Origin of the sequence: Paenibacillus sp. NFR01 (assembly GCF_900111565.1) — a bacterium.
GTDB lineage: Bacteria > Bacillota > Bacilli > Paenibacillales > Paenibacillaceae > Paenibacillus_AQ.
Map to the genome: position 1 here is coordinate 1,223,802 of NZ_FOIK01000001.1, position 19,185 is coordinate 1,242,986.

A 19,185-nucleotide genomic window follows, 5' to 3' on the forward strand; every position below is an offset into this window, starting at 1 on the left:
TCCATTTGATCAAGCCGGTCCGCATTCGGGCATAATTCGGCGGCGGTAAGGAGATAACAACGGAAGAATCAGTATTAGAGGAAGATAAGGGGGCAGTTCCAATGGTCAATGGGCGTTTGATTCGAAAAGCTGTGCTGGCGGCATTTACCGCACTTTTGGCGATGGGGCAAATATGCCCTCTACCCGGCACCGCTGCCGCGGCAGCCCCCGCCGAACATCTCCGGGAGAAGCAGCAAGCCGTCGTCACAAAACCTTCGCAGCAGCCGACCGTACCGGCCCAGGCAAACGCGCAGTCAGCGGCGCACAGGCATAAACGCAGCAAAGGTTTGACCGTCAGCCAGCTGATGCGTAAATATCCTGGCGCGATATCGACTCAGGGGCCGCGGCGCAAAATCGTCGCTTTGACCTTTGACGATGTTCCCGATCCCCGTTATACGCCGCAGCTTCTCGATGTGCTGAAGAGATATCGGATCAAAGCGACGTTTTTTGTCGTCGGCAGCCGGGCGAAAAAACATCCCGAGCTGGTACGGCGGATGGTAAGCGAAGGCCATGTGGTCGGCAACCATTCGTATGACCATCCGCAGTTCAGCAAAGCCAGCGTCAGTGTCTTCCGCACCGAAATCCTGCGCACCGAGCACGTTCTCACGCCGCTCACCGGGTACAAACCCCGGCTGATCCGGCCGCCTTACGGCGAGATCAGGGAGCCGCAGCTTCGCTGGGCCAAGGATCATGGCTACAAAATCATCAACTGGAATGTCGACTCCCTGGATTGGCGCGGATTGTCCAAAGCGCAGGTCCGCAACAACATCATTTCCCATACGGGCAGAGGGGCGATTATTCTTCAGCATGGCGGCGGCGGCAAGGGAAGCGATCTGCGCGGCACGATCCAGGCGCTGCCGGAGGTCATCAGCATTCTGCAAAAGCGGGGTTACGTCTTCATGACCGTCCCGCAGATGCTGTCGGTAAACAAGGGCAAATAGCATCTGCACGAAAAAACAGGCCTGCCGTTTAGCGGCAAGCCCGTTTTTATGATAATCCTGTTATAGGATACTCCTAATTCAAAAAGTATAGATTTACGTATTGGAATCCGAAATCCGACACAAAGCTTTGGCTGCCGGGAATGAAAATATCGATCCGGTTTCCTTTGATTGCGCTTCCCATATCCGTTGCAACCGCTACGAACGCTTCCTTCGGAAGACCGGGATGGGTGTATCCTGTGACCAGCACCTTGGTACCGAGCGGAATGACGCTGGGATCAACTGCGATGGTGCCCAGTTTTAGCGGATTGCCGAAATAGTCGACCGCGCCCCATTTGCCGTTCTCGCTGGCTGCCGAAGAGTAAGCGGTCGCTTTGACCTGCAGCACTTTATTGTAGCTGTAAGGTTTGCCCCAGGCGGTCAATGTATTCGATGCGGGCTCGACATCTAGAATCGAAGTCCCGGCTGCAGCATCGGATTCCGCAGCGACCGTTTTGGCTGCCTGTGCGGTATTCGCGCTGATACTGGTGATCCCCGGGATGGTCAAGCGGAGGCCGGGATAAATATTTAACGCCGAGATATTTGGATTGGCCTTCATAATCTCATCCGCGCTGATTCCGTAGTAATTGGATAGCGTGTAAAAGGTTGTGCTCTCTCCGGCAATATGTACGCTGTCGGCATGTGCGGGATAAGCATGCAGCAGGGCCGTAACGCCGATTGCGGCTGCCATTGTCTTGAACATTCTGGTGCTGAACTTCATGATTGTCCTCCTCAGGAGCGGATCGCGCCGGTTAAGGCATCGCTATCCGATTAATTATGGACGTATGTAATCCGGTCCGTAAAATTACTGTTATAGTTTGTTAACTGACGTCTCTGAATATATCACAATTTTGTAACCTGTGCGCATGAAATTGTTACCATTCGATGATAAACCCGCATGATTACGCCTTTTTTCGCTCAAAAAATGATGACAATTTGATTGCAGCTCTCCTTACCCGATACCAGATTTTGCACAGCCCAAATAAATCGGATAAAATTTTACACAGAGTTAACAAAACAAGCCGCCTAAAAAGGTAGAATGATAGCATAATAGAATAGGATAAATATGCTTGAAACTTGTTGGAGGTCCTTATGAACGCAGAAGAGAAAAAAAATCACCACAATAGCCCGGCCTCGGCCTATCTGAACCGGGATTTGAGCTGGATCGAGTTCAACCGCCGCGTGCTGCAGGAAGCGCAAGATCCGGACAATCCCCTAATGGAACGGGCGAAATTTCTGGCGATTGTGTCGAGCAATCTGGATGAGTTCATCAGCGTCCGCGTTGCGGGTATCCAGGATCAGATTCGGGCCGGTTACGCGAAAAAGGATTTTACCGGCTATACACCCTCCGGGCTTTACAAGCGGCTGAGCAAGCGGGTTACTGCCATCGTCGCCGACCAGTACCGGACCTTCCGCGACATCTCCCGCCACCTGCATAAGGAAGGCATTGTTTTTGTCGATTACGAGGATTTGACGCAAGCCCAGGAGCAGTCCATCGAGCAGTATTACCGCGATATCATCTTTCCGATACTTACGCCGATGGCGGTTGACCAAAGCCGGCCATTCCCGCTGGTACATAGCCAATTCATCTACTTGGCGGTTGTGCTGACCCGAAAACATAACGAAGAGGAAGAGCCTTATTTCGCGATCCTGCAGATTCCTTCGAACCTGCCGAGATGCATTCCCCTTCCCCATCGCTCCAACAGCAAAAAGCGGCAGTTCGTGTTCATCGAAGATGTCATCCGCCATCATATACAAACCTTGTTCAGCGGGTATGATCCGGTTGCCGTCAGCGAATTCCGCCTGACACGGAACTCCGACCTGACGATCGACGAAGAAGGCGCGGAGGACCTCCTGGAGGAGATTGAAAAAGAACTGCGCAAACGGCGCCGCGGCGTTCCCGCCCGCCTGGAGGTTCAAAAAGGCATCCATCCCTATGCACTGGAACAGCTGCAGGCGGAGTTCGAGCTGGAGGATTTCGTGTTTGAAATCGACGGTCCGCTCGATCTTGGATTTCTGCGCAGCTTTGCCGGAAGCCTGAAGGGTTTCAACTATTTGTTCGAGGAGCCGATCGAGCCGGTCTACCCGGCAGAGTTCGATGAAACGGAGGATTTCTTCGAGGTACTGCGCGAACGCGACGTGCTGGTCTACCATCCGTACGAATCGTTCGATGCCATGACCGATTTTATTACCCAGGCATCCGAGGACGAGCAGGTCCGCGCCATTAAAATGACATTGTACCGTGTCAGCGGCAACTCGCCCCTTATTACAGCCCTTGCCCATGCCGCCGAATCCGGCAAGCAGGTAACGGTCGTCGTGGAGCTGAAGGCGCGGTTCGACGAAGAACGTAACATCGCATGGGCACGCAAGCTGGAGCAGTCCGGCTGCCATGTCGTGTATGGACTCGTCGGGCTGAAGACTCATGCCAAAATCACGCTGATCGTGCGTCAGGAAGGCGCAGAACTGCGCCGTTACGTGCATGTCGGCACCGGAAATTACAATGACAGCACGGCCAAGGCCTATACCGACCTTAGCCTGTTTACCGCCAATCCCGAAATCGGGCTGGACGCGTCGGAACTGTTCAATCAGATTACGGGCTATTCCGCCAATCACGAGTGGCAGTCGTTTATCGTCGCTCCAACGAGCATGAGTTTATCCCTGCAAAAGCTGATTCTGCGCGAGGCCGAGCATGCGGCTGCGGGCCGTCCGGCGCGGATCATCGCCAAGATGAATTCGCTCTCCAACCAGGAAGTCATCGATACGCTCTACAATGCCGCTCAGACCGGCGTGAACATCGATCTGATCGTCCGCGGCGTCTGCTGCCTGCGCCCGGGCATCGAGGGCCTCAGCGATCGGATTACGGTGCGCAGCATTGTGGACCGGTTCCTGGAGCATTCCCGGATCTACTATTTCGAAAATGGCGGCAAGCCGGAGGTCTATATCTCCAGTGCCGACTGGATGACCCGTAACCTGACCCGCCGGATCGAACTGATGTGTCCGGTGAAAGACAATATGATCCGAAAGCAGATCGTCAAAATTCTCGATCTGACGTTAAGCGACAATGTCAAGGCCAGCTTCTTGCAGCCGAATGGCTATTATACGCGTCCGAACGACAAAAAGGCTCCGTTCCGGAGCCAGTATGCCGCTATGGAGGTTACCCGTTGGAAGGGAAGCCGAGCTTTACCTTCAATCCCCAAACATTCCTGAACGCCTTAACCGCGTTCTCAATGTCTTCCAGTCCGATCAGCACCTCGCCGTCGCCGATCAGATCCAGGTCAAAGGAATTGCCGTGTAGCTTGGCGGATACGCCCCGGATCATGCCGATTTCGGTGCTGTCCAGCGCGACGGCCAGCTGTACGAGCGTTCCCAATTTATGAATCCATTCCTCGTCGGAAGCCAGCAAAATGTCTTTATGCACCTGGGACAATTTCTGCTTCCGGCTTTTTGTGCTGTAGGAAGCAATCAGCGCGCACAGAATCAGCTGACGGTGCGTAAGCCCGCGGATCGGTGAATTCATCAGCCAATAGCGCGTATGGCGCTTGGACTGGTAATAGTTGATGTTGGCGCCGATCCGGTGGAGCATCACCGCAACATACACCAGCTTGCGCTGCTCCTCACGTTCGCTCTCTTCGCCCAGCGTGTCCAGAAGGCTGTACGCCAGCGCGCACAGATGCTCGAGATGCTCCCGCGACGCATTGCTGCCGAACCGCAGGATCGTTCCCAAGCTGTATTCCAGAGCGCTGTCACGCACCGGTTGGACCGGCTCCAGCAGATCGTGAAGCATGCCCTCCCGCAGCCCTTCCCCGCTGATCAGCGCCATACTGGCTCCGATGTACCGGTAAACTGTACGGAAGATTATCAAGCCGGACACGATAATGTCGCCGCGGCTTTTGGAGATGCCGTCGAGCTCCTTCCGTTTGTCGTACGGCATGGTCGGCAGCATGTCCATGAAGTGCTCGATCGTCTCACCGGAGAGCACATAACCATGGGAATTCGGCAGCGAATAATCCCGGGTCTTCTGATCCAGCTTGCCGAGCGAGCGGATCGTACCCCCCAGCCCGAAGAGCGGCAGCCCTTCCCCTTCGGTCAACCAGTCATGCTCGACCAGCCTGCCGATTACGTACGCCTCCAGTTTTTTCACTTGGTCGGACGTCCAGTTTCCGTTGTGGCCGAACAGCAGATTAGTGTTGACCGCTCCGAAGGGGAACGAAATGCTGTGCTGATGCCGCCGTCCGCGGAACAACGTCACCTCCGTACTGCCGCCCCCGATGTCGATCACAAAACCGTCCTTAATGTCGAACGCGTTGATTACGCCGAGAAAACCGAAATACGCTTCCTGATGGCCGCTGATAATTTCAATCGGAATAGCCGAAGCCGCCGATAAATAGTCGATAATCTCCTGCGAGTTGGCCGCGTTGCGGATCGCGGCCGTTGCCCCGGCGCGGATCTTCTCTACGCCCATTGAGGCGCAGATTTGCTTGAACTGCCGCAGAACGGGTACGACCGTATCCATTGCTTCGCGCTCGAGCCGGTTGTCCTTCGTAATTTTCTCGCTGAGCCGGGCGGAATATTTGCACTCCTTGACGTTCTTGTACCCTCCCTCCGGCGTCGTGTCATAGATGACGAGACGGATGGAGTTGGAACCGATGTCAATGATGCCTATGCGGCACAGGTCTTCGCTCATCTTTATGTACTTCCTTTCCAGTGGACTATGGTGTTTTATATACTATACCACCCATTTTCTTCTCCGCAAAAACAAAAAATAGCCGACGGATCCGATCCGCCGGCTGTCTTCTCCGTCCTTTAAAGCACCTTGCTCAAAAAATCGCGCGTCCGCGCATGCCGCGGATTGCCGAATACCTGCTCCGGCGTGCCCTGCTCGATAATCACGCCGCCGTCCATGAACAGGATGCGGTCGCCAACCTCGCGGGCGAAGCCCATTTCATGCGTGACGATGACCATCGTCATTCCGTCATCGGCAAGCTTTTTCATCACTTCGAGCACTTCTCCGACCATTTCCGGATCGAGTGCCGAGGTCGGCTCGTCGAACAGCATCACATGCGGCTGCATGGCCAACGCGCGGGCAATGGCAATGCGCTGCTTCTGGCCGCCGGAGAGCTGCGCCGGATATGCGTCGCGCTTATCCTCCAGGCCTACCGTGCGCAGCAGGTCCATGGCGATTTTTTCCGCTTCCGCCGGGAGCTGTTTTCTCACTTTGATCGGCGCGAGCGTAATATTCTGAAGGACCGACTTGTGCGGAAACAGGTTAAACTGCTGGAACACCATGCCCATTTTTTCCCGGGTGACATTAATATCGTGTTTCTTGTCGGTGATCGACTGGCCTTCGAACGTAATGCTGCCGCCGGTCGGCTGCTCCAGCAGATTCAGGCAGCGCAAAAAGGTACTTTTGCCGGAGCCGCTTGGTCCGATAACGACGACAACTTCGCCTTTATGGATCTCGAGATCGATGCCTTTGAGGATCTCCAGTTTTCCGAAATGCTTCTGCAATTGATTAACGGTGATCATCGGTATTCAGCCTCCGTTCAAACAAGCCGAGCAGCTTGGACAAGGTAAAGGTCATTACAAAATACATTACCGCGATAACGATGAGCGGGCTCAGGCCCTCATACGTAATGGTCGTGATGGAACGCGCCTGGAACAGCAAATCCGCGACGCCGATCATGGATACGATGGAGGATTCTTTAATGATGGTAATAAATTCATTGCCGATGGCCGGCAGCACGTTTTTGAGCGCCTGCGGCAGCACGATGTAGCGCATCGTCATGCCTTGACGCATCCCGAGCGAACGCGCTGCTTCCACTTGCCCGCGGTCAACGTTCTGAATGCCCGCACGGAAAATTTCGGCCAGATAAGCCGAGCTGTTGATCGTCAGTGTAATGGCGCCCGACTGGATCGGCGTAAAATTAAGGCCGAATTCCGGCAGGCCGTAGTGAATCAGAAAGAGCTGCACCAGCATTGGCGTGCCGCGCAGAAACTCCACCCACGCAGTGGCGATAAAACGCAGTACTCTCCATTTGGACATGCGGAGCAGCGAGACGATAATCCCCAGCACAAAGCCGAAGAACACGCCGAGCACTGCCAGCAGCAGCGTGTACTGCAGACCGGTTAAATAAAAATTGCGGTATTCATAGGCGATATCGAATACATTCATGTCCGGCATTACCTCCTGTCAAATATAAACTATAATCTCCGGAAAACGCAGAAAACGGCGGAAATCCGCCATTTTCCCGTACCCGTGATGCTCTCTCTTCGGAAAGCTTATTCCGCTTCGGCAAGTTCGCTCGCAGCCGCAACGTATTGGTCGACTTTGCCTTCTTTGATCAGTCTGGCCAGCGTGGTGTTGACTTGATTCAGCAGCTCGTCGTTGCCTTTCTTTACGCCGATGACGTAGCCGTCGTCCGTCACTTCAGGTTTAGCGTCCGTGATGACCAGCCCTTTGACGTTCTTCACGAACGATTTCGCTACCGGTCCTTCCATAATGGAAGCATCGACGCGGTTGGATTGCAGCTGCATGACGATTTCGGAAATTTTACCGAGGGAGGTCAGCTTTGCGCCTTCAATGCCCTTGGCGATATCCTCCTGGATCGATCCGGTTTGGATACCGATTTTAGCGCCCTTCAGCGAGTCCATGGTAGCAAATTTGTCTTTGTCCGCTTCACGGACCACGACCGCTTGCTCCGCTTTATAATAGATGTCGGACAGTCCCACCGCTTCCGCGCGTTCAGGCGTCGGGCTAAGGCCGGAAATGACCATATCCACGCGTCCGCTGGACAGCTCGTTCAGCAGGGAATCGAACGGCAGGTCCTTGATCTCAAGCGTTGCGCCCATGTCGGCAGCGATGTCCTTGGCGATGTCGATGTCAAAGCCGACGATTGTATCTTTTCCATCGATCACTTTGTGGAACTCATACGGAGGGAAATCCGCGCTTGTTCCGAGGATCAGCTTTTTGGCTGCAGCTGCATTGCCGCCGTTTCCTGTTTCTTTTGCCGGTTCATTTGCGTTGTTATTGGAACCACAGCCAGCCAGTACGGATGCCGCCAGCAGAAGCCCCATCGAAAGTTTACCCCATTTATTCATTTCCATCTCTCCCCTATTCTCTTATGAAATTGCTATTCGCTAGTAACACAGACCGACTTATTATAGAACATGACGCATGATTATGCAAAGAATATTTTGTGACAACGCAAGTTAGTTTTTTTGTGCGTTCACTGACGATTTTCTCTTCAGAGTATTCCCCCGGATTGCACAAACTATGAAAAAGCGGATATACTATGGTACTATCGTTATACTCGATTTCATGACCGCCGAATCACAGGCTGGTTCACAGCGTCCCCGCAGGTGGTATTAACATGCTAGTACGCAAACACGACCGAATGAATTGAAACTGGACGCTTTTGAATTTTGCGAATCCCGATATCAGGAGGTGCTGTCATGCTGCTCGAAGCCATGTACCATGTACCAAGAGACAAGTGGGCCTACGCCTACGATTCCAGAACCATACATCTGCGTGTGCGCACCAAACGGGACGACGTCGACAGCGTCACTGCGCTCACCGGGGATAAATATGATTGGGGCCGTACCTCATTCGACATCACCATGGAAAAAGCTGCCTCGGACGATATGTTCGATTATTGGGAGTGCGCAGTCCGGCCGAAATATAAACGGCTATGCTACACGTTCCGTGTCAGCAAGGGCGAAGAACATGTCTACCTGCTCGACAACGGCATCCGCAGCGATTGTCCCCTGCCACCGACGCATTTCTATGAGTTCCCATACATCCACCAGATCGACTTGTTCCGGGTTCCGGCCTGGGCAAAGGATGCAGTGTTCTACCAGATTATGACCGAACGTTTCGCCAACGGGGATCCGGAAAACGATCCTGAGGGCACCGAGGAATGGGGCGGAACGCCGCGGATCGATAATTTTTTCGGCGGTGACCTGCAGGGGGTGCTCGACCATCTGGATGACCTTCAGGCGCTGGGCATCAACGCCGTGTACTTCACCCCGCTCTTCGTCTCCCCCACGAACCATAAATACGACACGGTGGATTATAAAAATGTCGACCCCCATTTCGGCGACAACGAGCTGCTGAAACGCGTGGTCGACGAGTGCCACAAAAGGAGTATCCGCGTGATGCTCGATGCCGTCTTTAACCACTGCAGCGACCAGTTCCCGCCGTTCCAGGATGTTCTGGAAAAAGGGGAGTTCTCCGTCTATAAGGACTGGTTCCACATCAATGCTTACCCCCTGGAAGTCCAAAACGGCATCCCCACCTATGATACTTTCGGTTTTTACGGCAATATGCCCAAATTCAATACGGCCAACCGCGAGGTGCGCAACTATTTGCTGGAGGTCGCCGAATATTGGATCAAGGAGATCAAGGTGGATGGCTGGCGGCTGGATGTGGCCAACGAGGTCGATCACCATTTCTGGCGCGATTTCCGTAAGGTCGTCAAAAATGCCAACCCTGACGCCTACATCGTCGGCGAAGTGTGGAGCGACTCCTTAACCTGGCTGCTCGGGGACCAGTTTGATTCCGTGATGAACTATCCGTTCTCCGGCACGGTACTGGAATTCGTCAACGGCGGTATGGACGGCATCACGTTTGGCTACCGGATCGGCGGCCTGTTAATGCGTTATCCGCAGCAGACCAATGAGGTCGTCTTCAACCTTCTGGGAAGCCACGATACGCCCCGTCTGCTTACGGTCGTCGGAGGCGATAAACGGAAGCTGAAGCTTGCAGTCGTCTTCCTATTCACTTTTATGGGGACTCCGTGTATCTATTATGGCGATGAAGTCGGCCTGACGGGCAATGAAGACCCCGACTGCCGTAAATGCATGGAGTGGGATGAAAGCCGGCAGGACCGGGAGCTGTACGATTTTTACCGGATGATGATCGCGCTACGCAAAAGCAATCCGGCGCTGCGGGAAGGCCGGTTCCGCCTTCTGCTCGCCTGCGAGGATGATCCCTGCATCGTTTACGAGCGTGCCGACGAGCACACGCATTTCACGGTATGGATGAATAATTCGCCGGAGCAGCGAACGCTCAGCCATCCGATGGAGACGGATGACTGGCTGGATGCCCTGACCGGAGAGCCGGTCGCTCCCGAGGACGGCGTGATGAACGTATCACTGGATCCTTACGGTTACCGGATTCTGAGCCGGCAAATTGTTTAGAACGTCAAAAAGCCCTTTGAACTCTGGATGCTGGGTGCATCCGGTTCAAAGGGCTTTGCTGTGCCTTGCAGCTCATGCTACTGTAAAATCCGGTTGTAAATATCGATGTATTCCTGCGCCGAAACATTCCAGCTGTAATCGCCGGCAAAGGCGTTTTTGGTCACTTTTTTCCAATGCTCCGGTTGATGATAGAGCGAAACCGCACGGCGCAAGGTATGCATCATATCATGGGCGTTATAGTTTTTGAAGGTAAAGCCGTTGCCCTCGCCGGTCTCTTCATTATACGAATGCACAGTATCGTTCAGTCCGCCCGTCTCCCTCACTACCGGAATGCTGCCGTAACGCAGCGCCAGCAGTTGGCTGATGCCGCAAGGCTCGAACTTCGACGGCATGAGGAATATATCGCTGGCGGCGTAAATTTTGCGCGATAACCCATCGTTAAACAGAATTTGCGCGGACAGTTTATCCGGATAACGCCACACCGCTTCGCGGAACCAGCGTTCATACTCCTGGTCTCCGGTACCCAGCAGTACGAATTGAATGTCGTCGGTGTAGAGGATTTCATCCAGCACGCGGGTAATCAGATCGAGGCCTTTGGAATCGACGAGCCGGGTTACCATCGCCACAAGCGGGATCTCCGGTCTGACCGGCAGACCCAGCTCTTCCTGCAATCCCGTTTTGTTTTCGGCTTTTTTGGCCAGGTTGGAGCGGTAACGGGTGAAGATCTTCGGGTCGGTCGCCGGATTGTAACTCTTCGTATCGATGCCGTTGACAATGCCGCTCAGGCTGCCCGAGCGCGAGCTCAGCAGGCCGTCCAGGCCGTAGCCGTAATAGGAAGTCCGTATTTCATCCGCATACGTCGGGCTGACGGTCGTTACATGATCGCTGTGCACGATGCCGCCTTTCATGAAGTTGACGTTGCCGTAGTACTCGACGCTAAGGAAGTAATTATCCCCGACGCCCAGCAACTCGCCAAGCACCGAATACGGAAAAACGCCCTGGTACAGCAGATTGTGGATCGTAAACACTGTGCGCATATTCGCATAAAACGGCTCATGCCGGTAATGGGCGTTCAGCAGCAGCGGGATCACCGCCGCATGCCAGTCGTGGCAGTGCAGCACCTCCGGCTGGAAATCGATGGCCGGCAGGCACTCCAGCACCGCCCGGTTAAAGAACGCAAACCGTTCGCCGTCATCCATATAACCGTAAATGCCGTCGCGGCCAAAGTAATATTCGTTGTCGATAAAATAAACCGGGATGCCGTCATAAGTCGTCTGCAAAATTCCGCAATACTGTCTGCGCCAGCCAACCGGAACATCAATGACGGCCACCTGCTCCATCTGGGACGTATAGGCATCCGGAATTCCGCGATATTTCGGCAGAATTACGCGTACATCCACTCCGGCGCCTTTGAGCGCCTTCGGCAAAGCTCCAATGACATCGGCCAATCCGCCCGTTTTGATAAACGGATGGCCTTCGGCTGCGGCAAACAATACTTTCATGTGTGGTTTTCCCCCTTTAAAAATATCGCAGTTCTTATACGCTCCGTCCCTTATTTAGCCGGCTTGCGTCCCGCCTTCTTAAGCACCAGGAAACTGAGCGGCGGCAAGGTCAACTCGATGCTGTTGATCTGGTTATGCCATTCATTCTTCTGGCTTTTGACGGGTAAGTTATGCAAGCCTGAACCGCCGAACTCCACTGTCTCCGAGCTGAAGAGCTCCTCGTAAACACCTGCACGAGGCACGCCGATCCGGTACGCTTTGTGTTCCACCGGCTGGAAATTGATGACCACAATGACGCTGTCGAACGGCTTCTTGCCGCTGCGCACATACGATATGACGCTTTGGCCGCTGTCGTCGGCGTTGATCCACTGGTAGCCCTCCATTTGATGATCTTGTTCCCACAGCGCTTTTTGTCCCAAATACAGCTTATTGAGCGCGGCGGTATACGCCAGCATTTTCCGGTGGCTTTCATAATCGAGTAACAGCCAATCGAGCTGCTCCTGGTCTTTCCATTCGATGAATTGGCCGAATTCGCCGCCCATGAACAGCAGCTTTTTGCCAGGACTCGTAATCTGATAACCAAGCAACAGCCGCAGGCCGGCGAATTTCTGCTCATAGGTGCCTGGCATTTTGTCCAGCAGCGATTTTTTGCCGTGCACCACTTCGTCATGAGACAACGGCAGCGCGTAATTCTCCGAATACGCATAACAAAGCGGAAAGGTCAGCAAATTATGATGATGGGGACGTGCCCAAAAATCATGTTCTATGTACCCCAAGGTGTCGTTCATCCACCCCATGTTCCACTTGTAATTGAAGCCCAGTCCGCCTGCATGCGCGGGTGCCGTCACGCCGGGCCAGGCGCTGGATTCCTCGGCCATCATCAGCGCTTTCGGATAATAGCGGAACACCGTTTTGTTGAGGGTCTGGATAAACTGAATGGCCTCCAGGTTCTCCAAGCCTCCGTTGCGGTTGCGCCGGTACTGATGCCCCTGTTTTTCAAAGTCGAGCCGTAGCATGCTGGTGACCGCATCTACGCGCATGCCGTCGATATGGTAAACCTCGAACCAGAAGAGCGCATTGGAGATGAGAAACGAAATAATTTCAGGTTTGCTGAAATCGAAGGATAATGTGCCCCAGCCCGGCTTTTCCGCCAGCATGGGATCGGCATATTCATACAGCGGAGTACCGTCGAACATCCGTAAACCATGTGCGTCCTTCGCAAAATGTGCAGGAACCCAGTCCAATATAACGCCGATGCCTGCCTGATGCAGTTTGTCGATCAAATACATCAGTTCCTGCGGTTCACCGTAACGGCTGGTTGTCGCAAAATAGCCTGTCCCCTGATAACCCCAAGACAGATCATACGGGTGCTCGGCGAGCGGCATGAATTCCACATGGGTGTAGCTCATTTCCGTCAAGTAAGGGATCAGCAGGTCCGCCATTTCTTTATAAGTGTAAAATTCGCCGTCTTCCTTCTGGCGCCAGGTTCCGAAATGCATTTCGTAAATGTTGACCGGCTGATTGTACGGAAGTTTGTTCTTGCGCTGCCACGCGGCATCGCCCCATGTGTAACCGCTGAGGTCCGCTACGACGGATGCCGTCGCGGGACGAACCTCCGCTTTGAAAGCATAAGGATCGGCTTTGAGAAAACTCGTTCCGTCCGGACCGATCATCCTGTATTTGTAAAAAGTTCCCGGCATTACCCCCGGAAAAAAACGACTCCAAAATCCTGAATCGGGTATCTTATATAACGAGTCCTTGTCCTGTGTTCCATCCCAGCCGTTATGGTCACCGGCTAATCCTACATATGTCGCATGAGGAGCCCACACGGTAAAGCGTACGCCCGTTATCCCTTCTTCCGCGGCAATGTGCGCGCCAAGCATCGTGTAGCTGCGATAATTGGTTCCCTCATGGAACAGGTAAATATCATCCGAAGACGGGAGGTTTGTTGTATCTGGTAAGACAACCAAATCATCACCACCTTATTGATATAGGAGTACCTATTACATTACCCGAATCGCAGGGTTTTGAAAATGATTAATAACCAGAATTAGGTATTCGCAGTGTAAACAATTTTATTTATGTAATTTTTTCGTTAACACCGCAATATATTTCACAGAAGCGTTTCATCCGCTGCCCTGGAGTGTATATTACAAGCATTGACAAAAAAATGGGAGGGATAACAAATGAGTAAAAAAGAATGTATTGCCATGCTCCTGGCAGGCGGGGAAGGCCGCAGATTGGCTCCCTTGACATCGGCTATGGCAAAGCCTGCAGTCCCTTTCGGCGGACAGTATAGAATCATTGATTTCCCCCTCAGCAATTGCGTGAATTCACAGATCGACACGGTCGGCGTACTGACCCAATATGAAGCAGATTCGCTGCATCGGCACATTGGCGAAGGGGAGCCATGGGGTCTGCACAGTTCGGAAGAAAGAGGCGTTAAACTGCTTCCATCGGGTGTGGAAGGACGGGAGAGCTACACAGGGACCGCAGATGCCATTTATAAAAACATCGAATTTATCGATAATCACGATCCGGAGCATGTGCTGATTTTGTCCGGAGATCATATTTACCATATGGATTACCGCAAAATGCTGGAGCATCACATCGAAAAAGGCGCCAAAGCGACCATTTCTGTCATGGAAGTCGCCTGGGACGAAGCCAGCCGCTTCGGAGTGATGAACGTAAATGAGGACCTGAAGATTTACGAATTCGAAGAAAAACCGAAGGCGCCAAAAAGCAACCTCGCTTCGATGGGCATTTACCTCTTCGAGTGGAAATACCTGAAGGAGCATCTGCTGGCCGACGCAGCCAAAGCGGAATCGAGCCACGACTTCGGCAAAGACGTGATTCCGGCGATGCTGAGCGGCAACGATGCGCTGTTTGCCTACCGCTTCGACGGTTATTGGAGAGATGTGGGCACCGTTTACAGCCTCTGGGAAGCGCACATGGATCTGCTCAAGTCGGCCGACGGCTTCCAGCTCGACAACGCGCAGTGGCCGATGTACAGCCGTTCCCGGCGAATCCGCTCCGCATCCATCAAGCCGCGTATCCATATCCCTACGCCGGAAAGCCTGGTTCATGAATCCAGCCAGACGGAAGGCAGCCTGTCGCGTTCGGTGGTGTTCGGCAGCGTCGACATCGGCAAGTTCAGCCAAATCAAACAAAGCGTAATCATGCCTGGTGTGCGCATCGGCCGCGGCGTCATCGTCGAGAACGCCATTATCGGCGAAGGCGCAGTCATCAAGGATGGTGCTATTATCAAAGGCAGCCCGGACAACATCGTCGTCGTCGGCCCGAACGAAATCGTCGCCGCGAAGCCGGTCGTCCGTACCCAGCCGGCCCGCCTTCTGCAAGAGGTGTACGAAAAAACCAACCGCCTGCGGGCGGAAAGCCTGCCTTCCTGATCCAAGAGATCGGAAACAGCAAGTTTACTTAACAAATTCAAGCGCCTGCGCGCTTCCGCTTCCCTTGTTTAAGGGAACGGAGCGCCGGGCGCTTTTTCATGATTGCGTTTATTCCTTAGGCCGGTTGGCATGTGATAAACACGTGTCTCACCACCACGCTAATTCTGCTGCTTCGCTTTAGCAAGGTTTGGTACACCTATAGACGCTTCGGACTCGAGCGCCGTTATATACAACTAATTAGTCCCTCCGCTCGCAATTCTACGGAATCCTTCGAACCCCGCCTGCGTAACGGACATGAGCGCCGTTATTTTCAACAAATCGGGCTTTTTTGAAAAGTAATGGACCTGAGAGACCTTATTCTCGGCAAATCGATGCATATTTGCGTGTTATAGCAGCAATAGCGGCTCTCAGGTCCGTTAGAATCGGTAAACGCGCGTTTATTGGAAAATAACGGCTCTCAGGTCCGTAACAACATCTGTGGGTAGATAAAGCAGTGACATTGTGACCGCTGAAGCAGATTGAAAGCTGGGCCCTTGGTTGCTGAGGTTTCTGAATTTGAGTTGCGGGGTTCGGGGTTACGGGGCCCTCTCCGCAGCAAAAAGCCCCGACCTTCCGCGATTCACGGAGAGTCGGGGCTTACCCTACATCACATCATATCCTGCAGCGCCGGACCCGCCGGCGGCATCTCATCGGTGAGCGGCAGCACGACCGTAACCTGCGTGCCCTGACCCAGCTCGCTGGACATCTCCAGCTTGCCGCCGTGCAGCTCAACGATCTGCTGCGAGATCGCAAGACCCAAGCCGGTGCCTCCGTTCAGTGCATCGACCTGGAAGAAACGGTCCTTCACGCGCGCCAGATGGGCTTCGCTGATGCCGATGCCGCTGTCACGGACGACAACCGCCATCTCCTTCGCGTTCAGCCGTTGCGCCGACAGGACGATGCTGGAGTCCTCCGGAGAGAACTTAACGGCATTGTCGACCAGATTCAGAAACACCTGCTTCAGGCGGTTGGGATCGCCTTTCACAAAGATGGTGTCTTCGCATTCGAGCACGAGATGAATCCGCTTCTTCTCGGCCTTAGCCCAGATGTTGAGCGTCGTCTCCTGCAGCAGCGCACGGATATCGACGAACCCGATGGACAACTTCATCTCGTTCTGCTGCAGCTTGGAGAAGTCCAGCAGCTCTTCGACCATGCTGATCAGCCGGTCGCTCTCCTTGGTGATGATCCCCATTCCGAGCTTTGTCTCTTCCGGATCGTAGCCGCCGGAGATCAGCGTTTCGCTCCAGCCTTTGATCGAGGTCAGCGGCGTCCGCAGCTCATGCGAAATCGAAGAAATGAAATCATCTTTGATCTGGTTGCTGCGCACAATCTCTTCGGCCATATAATTCAGCGTATTGGCCAAATCGCCGATCTCGTATTTGTAGTCGCCTTTGATCCGGGTCGTGAACCGCCCTTTCGCCATTTGCGCCGAGACGGCGGTGATGTTGTTGAGCGGTTTGACGATCGAGTTGGCCAATCCGAAGCTGAACAGGACGACGATCGTCATGACCGCCGCGCCGATGCCGACGGAGACCAGCGTCAGGTTCAGCAGATCCTTGTTGATCCGCTCCATGGAAGTCAAATACCGCAGCACGTACGTTTCTCGGCCGTTGATATGCAGCATTTTGGAGACGGCCATGACGCTTTCGTTCGTCCCCGCCTGCCGTCCGACCCAGCGGCCGACGCTCCCGCCCACTGCTTCGCTGACATCGCTCGTCGTAATCGTGCGGTCCGGCTGGAATCCCGTGGAACTGGTGATGATGTCGCCTTTGGTGGTCAACACCTGCAGCTCCGTATTGTCGAGTGCAAAGAAATTAAGCAGCTCCTGCATCTGATGCGGCGAACGCTCGCCCGTGAACTTGTATTTTAAGTAGTCCTCCGCCGTAGCGATTTGCGTCGTGATTTTGCTGTAGACACTGTCGTAGTAATAGGTGCGGATCGCCAGCAGAAAGATGACCTCGACGAGGAGAAGCGCTACAAAGACCACCAGTATATAATGCAGTACAATCTGTCTGCGCATCCCCTTCTTGATCATTGTCCCTGACCTTTCCATTTATATCCGTGGCCCCAGACGGTTTGCAGATATTCGGGCTCGGACGGATTGTTTTCGATTTTTTGCCGCAGCCGGCGGATATTGACGTCAACGATCTTCGGATCGCCCATATACTCCTTGCCCCACACATGGTCAAGCAGAAGGTCGCGGCTAAGCGGCGTGTTTTCTTTTTCGAGGAAAAATTGGATCAGCGAAAACTCGGTCGGCGTCAGCTCGATCGCTTCCCCGCCGCGCTTGAACTGCTTCGAGATTAAATCCAGCGTAAAAGGCCCCGATTGGAACGACACCTTCGCAACCTGCTCACGGTGGACATTGACCCGTCGCAGCAGCGACTGGATGCGGGCAATCAGCTCGGTCGGGCTGAACGGCTTGCTGATATGGTCGTCCGCGCCCACGGACAACGCGTATACCTTATCCTGCTCCTGCACTTTAGCGGTCAGAAAAATAATCCCGATCCGTTCGTTGCTCTCCCGTATACGCCGGCACACCTCGAAACCGTCGATGCCGGGCACCATGACGTCCAGCAGGGCGATATCGATGTCGGGATGGGTACTCAGCTTCTGCAGCGCTTCGTTGCCGTCCCCGGCCTCCAGCACTTCAAACCCGTTGCGTTTCAGGTTAATGACGATAAAACTGCGGATGGATTCTTCATCCTCCAAGATCAGAACTTTACTCATCGAATTCCTTCCTTTCCACCCGGAGGGAACACCAGGCTGTCCTCTCCCCCGTTCGTACTCTGCTCCAGCGCTCCGCGGTAGCCGATAATGCGGTCCAGGTCCCGGCCGAGCATCGTCCAGCCCGCACCCTTCACCCGATCCCACTCCGTCTGCGAGAAAAACGCAACCTCCGCCACCGTTTCCCCGGTTTCGGCGTTCACGAACTTCAGCGATTTATCCAGCACGGATTTCGTATCCACCGTAATTTTACGGTACAGGTCCGGCGAAAAATTAATGACGAACCGGTCCGAAGGATCACGATACTGCAGCGAGCTGAAGGTCAACCCGTTTTTGCCGTCCCATTTGTAATAGGCGTTGAAATACGGAATGCTCTCCGGATCGAAAAACTCCCAGCCGCTTGGCGCCTCCAGCTGACCGATTTCGATAATCCCGTCACCGTCGATGTCCTCGCTGACGATTTTCCGGTCCTTGAACGTACCGGCATCGCCGGGCACGACGACGCGCAGCTTGTTGTTCTCCATCACGACCATCGTCGAATAAGCGGAGCGGGAATCCACCGCGGAATCCAGAACTATACCTTCTTTATTCTCGGCGACTTTTCCTGAGACAATATTGTAATAATTATTAAAGTAAGGATCGAGATCATCCATTTCATCCAGGGGTTTGAAGCCGTCATTATATTGATATGTCGTAATGGTCGAAAAATCATTCCGCTGAAAATAGACCACGGTAATATCTTCGATCCCGTCCTCGTTCAAATCATCGATTAAATATTTGGTATACGGCTGGGTCAGCAATTCCTCCAGCTCGCCGCCATTATATTGGTATACGACCATGCCCTTTGCGTCGCCGCGCGAATAACCGGCCACGATGTCCGTTTTGCCGTCGCCCGTTACATCGACCAGATTCACCGAATCCAGCATCGTGCCATCGCCGTCGAACACCAGCTTCTTCACCCAGCCGTCGTCGCTTTTCTCGAGAATCATCCCGTGGATGACCACCGCTTCATTCTTGGTGAGGTAAAAAACCAGCGTCTCCAGCGTGCCGTCGTTATCCAAATCCACGGTAAAAATCGAGCTGTCGTCGTCGCTTTCCGGCCGGATCAGCGAAGATCCCGCCGGAATCATCGAGGTAATGGCCTTGCTCAGCGAAGCTTTGTCGGCGGACAGCTGCGGCGATTTCATCCGCGAAACCGGATCGCTGATGAAGGTGCAGCCCGATAATACGGACAGGAGCAGGCTCCCCGCCGCCAGTCGTGATACAAACCGTAAGTTCATCTTCATCACTCTT

Annotated in this window: 13 protein-coding genes and 1 pseudogene; 4 read left to right on the top strand and 10 right to left on the bottom strand. The window is 53.8% G+C overall.

Features of this window, described 5'->3' with window-relative positions; all coding sequences use genetic code 11:
- Window positions 1-101 precede the first annotated feature (101 nt).
- Window positions 102-980 (top strand): polysaccharide deacetylase family protein, encoded by an 879-nt coding sequence (locus tag BMW84_RS05565; protein WP_254772875.1) that lies wholly within the window; start codon window positions 102-104, stop codon window positions 978-980.
- A 73-nt stretch (window positions 981-1,053) separates the two neighbouring features.
- Here the strand turns inward: BMW84_RS05565 and BMW84_RS05570 are convergent, their stop codons facing one another.
- Window positions 1,054-1,719: a 3D domain-containing protein gene (locus tag BMW84_RS05570; protein ID WP_254772938.1), complete on the bottom strand. Its 666-nt coding sequence runs from the start codon at window positions 1,717-1,719 to the stop codon at window positions 1,054-1,056.
- A gap of 389 nt (window positions 1,720-2,108) precedes the next feature.
- Here BMW84_RS05570 and ppk1 point away from each other — a divergent pair, with 389 nt between their 5' ends.
- The gene (ppk1, locus tag BMW84_RS05575; RefSeq protein WP_091065327.1) at window positions 2,109-4,223 is read left to right on the top strand and encodes a polyphosphate kinase 1; all 2,115 of its coding nucleotides are present in this window, start codon (window positions 2,109-2,111) and stop codon (window positions 4,221-4,223) included.
- Here the strand turns inward: ppk1 and BMW84_RS05580 are convergent.
- The 4 genes and pseudogenes from BMW84_RS05580 to BMW84_RS05595 form a co-directional block, all read right to left on the bottom strand.
- Complete coding sequence (locus BMW84_RS05580; RefSeq protein WP_091065329.1) at window positions 4,171-5,700, bottom strand: Ppx/GppA phosphatase family protein; 1,530 nt, start codon at window positions 5,698-5,700, stop codon at window positions 4,171-4,173. The two genes, ppk1 and BMW84_RS05580, sit on opposite strands and share 53 nt — an antisense overlap.
- Window positions 5,701-5,819: 119 nt before the next feature.
- Window positions 5,820-6,542, bottom strand: coding sequence for an amino acid ABC transporter ATP-binding protein (locus BMW84_RS05585; protein ID WP_091065332.1), 723 nt, complete (start codon window positions 6,540-6,542; stop codon window positions 5,820-5,822).
- Window positions 6,529-7,185, bottom strand: a pseudogene (locus BMW84_RS05590) (amino acid ABC transporter permease); the annotation flags it as partial. The pseudogene BMW84_RS05590 and the gene BMW84_RS05585, both read right to left, overlap by 14 nt.
- A gap of 110 nt (window positions 7,186-7,295) precedes the next feature.
- Window positions 7,296-8,114, bottom strand: a complete 819-nt coding sequence (locus tag BMW84_RS05595; RefSeq protein WP_091065337.1) for a transporter substrate-binding domain-containing protein — start codon at window positions 8,112-8,114, stop codon at window positions 7,296-7,298.
- Between the two features lie 354 nt (window positions 8,115-8,468).
- On the opposite strand from BMW84_RS05595, the gene BMW84_RS05600 reads away from it, so the two are divergent.
- Window positions 8,469-10,214, top strand: a complete 1,746-nt coding sequence (locus BMW84_RS05600; RefSeq protein ID WP_091065339.1) for an alpha-glycosidase — start codon at window positions 8,469-8,471, stop codon at window positions 10,212-10,214.
- A gap of 77 nt (window positions 10,215-10,291) precedes the next feature.
- Here BMW84_RS05600 and glgA read toward each other — a convergent pair whose 3' ends face one another.
- Together glgA and glgB are read right to left on the bottom strand one after the other, a co-directional pair.
- Complete coding sequence (gene glgA, locus BMW84_RS05605; protein WP_091065342.1) at window positions 10,292-11,716, bottom strand: glycogen synthase GlgA; 1,425 nt, start codon at window positions 11,714-11,716, stop codon at window positions 10,292-10,294.
- Between the two features lie 50 nt (window positions 11,717-11,766).
- Window positions 11,767-13,686, bottom strand: a complete 1,920-nt coding sequence (gene glgB / locus BMW84_RS05610) for a 1,4-alpha-glucan branching protein GlgB (protein ID WP_091065345.1) — start codon at window positions 13,684-13,686, stop codon at window positions 11,767-11,769.
- 216 nt (window positions 13,687-13,902) lie between these two features.
- On the opposite strand from glgB, the gene BMW84_RS05615 reads away from it, so the two are divergent.
- Window positions 13,903-15,126, top strand: a complete 1,224-nt coding sequence (locus BMW84_RS05615) for a glucose-1-phosphate adenylyltransferase (protein ID WP_091065347.1) — start codon at window positions 13,903-13,905, stop codon at window positions 15,124-15,126.
- 646 nt (window positions 15,127-15,772) lie between these two features.
- On the opposite strand, the gene BMW84_RS05620 is transcribed toward BMW84_RS05615, so the two are convergent.
- The 3 genes from BMW84_RS05620 to BMW84_RS05630 are packed head-to-tail and all read right to left on the bottom strand — an operon-like array spanning window position 15,773 to window position 19,172.
- Window positions 15,773-17,200 carry a sensor histidine kinase gene (locus tag BMW84_RS05620; RefSeq protein WP_091065350.1) on the bottom strand — a complete coding sequence of 476 codons (1,428 nt, stop codon included), beginning with the start codon at window positions 17,198-17,200 and terminating at the stop codon, window positions 15,773-15,775.
- Window positions 17,197-17,895, bottom strand: a complete 699-nt coding sequence (locus BMW84_RS05625) for a response regulator transcription factor (protein WP_091065355.1) — start codon at window positions 17,893-17,895, stop codon at window positions 17,197-17,199. Before BMW84_RS05625 ends, BMW84_RS05620 begins: the two co-directional genes overlap by 4 nt.
- Window positions 17,892-19,172, bottom strand: coding sequence for a hypothetical protein (locus tag BMW84_RS05630; RefSeq protein WP_091065357.1), 1,281 nt, complete (start codon window positions 19,170-19,172; stop codon window positions 17,892-17,894). Before BMW84_RS05630 ends, BMW84_RS05625 begins: the two co-directional genes overlap by 4 nt.
- Window positions 19,173-19,185 lie beyond the last annotated feature (13 nt).

What these genes read in the sequence shown, in the direction of transcription:
- BMW84_RS05565 (WP_254772875.1), top strand. Translation starts at nt 102, where the DNA reads ATGGTCAATGGGCGTTTGATTCGAAAAGCTGTGCTGGCGGCATTTACC.
- BMW84_RS05570 (WP_254772938.1), bottom strand. Translation starts at nt 1,719, where the DNA reads ATGTTCAAGACAATGGCAGCCGCAATCGGCGTTACGGCCCTGCTGCAT.
- ppk1 (WP_091065327.1), top strand. Translation starts at nt 2,109, where the DNA reads ATGAACGCAGAAGAGAAAAAAAATCACCACAATAGCCCGGCCTCGGCC.
- BMW84_RS05580 (WP_091065329.1), bottom strand. Translation starts at nt 5,700, where the DNA reads ATGAGCGAAGACCTGTGCCGCATAGGCATCATTGACATCGGTTCCAAC.
- BMW84_RS05585 (WP_091065332.1), bottom strand. Translation starts at nt 6,542, where the DNA reads ATGATCACCGTTAATCAATTGCAGAAGCATTTCGGAAAACTGGAGATC.
- BMW84_RS05595 (WP_091065337.1), bottom strand. Translation starts at nt 8,114, where the DNA reads ATGAATAAATGGGGTAAACTTTCGATGGGGCTTCTGCTGGCGGCATCC.
- BMW84_RS05600 (WP_091065339.1), top strand. Translation starts at nt 8,469, where the DNA reads ATGCTGCTCGAAGCCATGTACCATGTACCAAGAGACAAGTGGGCCTAC.
- glgA (WP_091065342.1), bottom strand. Translation starts at nt 11,716, where the DNA reads ATGAAAGTATTGTTTGCCGCAGCCGAAGGCCATCCGTTTATCAAAACG.
- BMW84_RS05615 (WP_091065347.1), top strand. Translation starts at nt 13,903, where the DNA reads ATGAGTAAAAAAGAATGTATTGCCATGCTCCTGGCAGGCGGGGAAGGC.
- BMW84_RS05620 (WP_091065350.1), bottom strand. Translation starts at nt 17,200, where the DNA reads ATGATCAAGAAGGGGATGCGCAGACAGATTGTACTGCATTATATACTG.
- BMW84_RS05625 (WP_091065355.1), bottom strand. Translation starts at nt 17,895, where the DNA reads ATGAGTAAAGTTCTGATCTTGGAGGATGAAGAATCCATCCGCAGTTTT.
- BMW84_RS05630 (WP_091065357.1), bottom strand. Translation starts at nt 19,172, where the DNA reads ATGAACTTACGGTTTGTATCACGACTGGCGGCGGGGAGCCTGCTCCTG.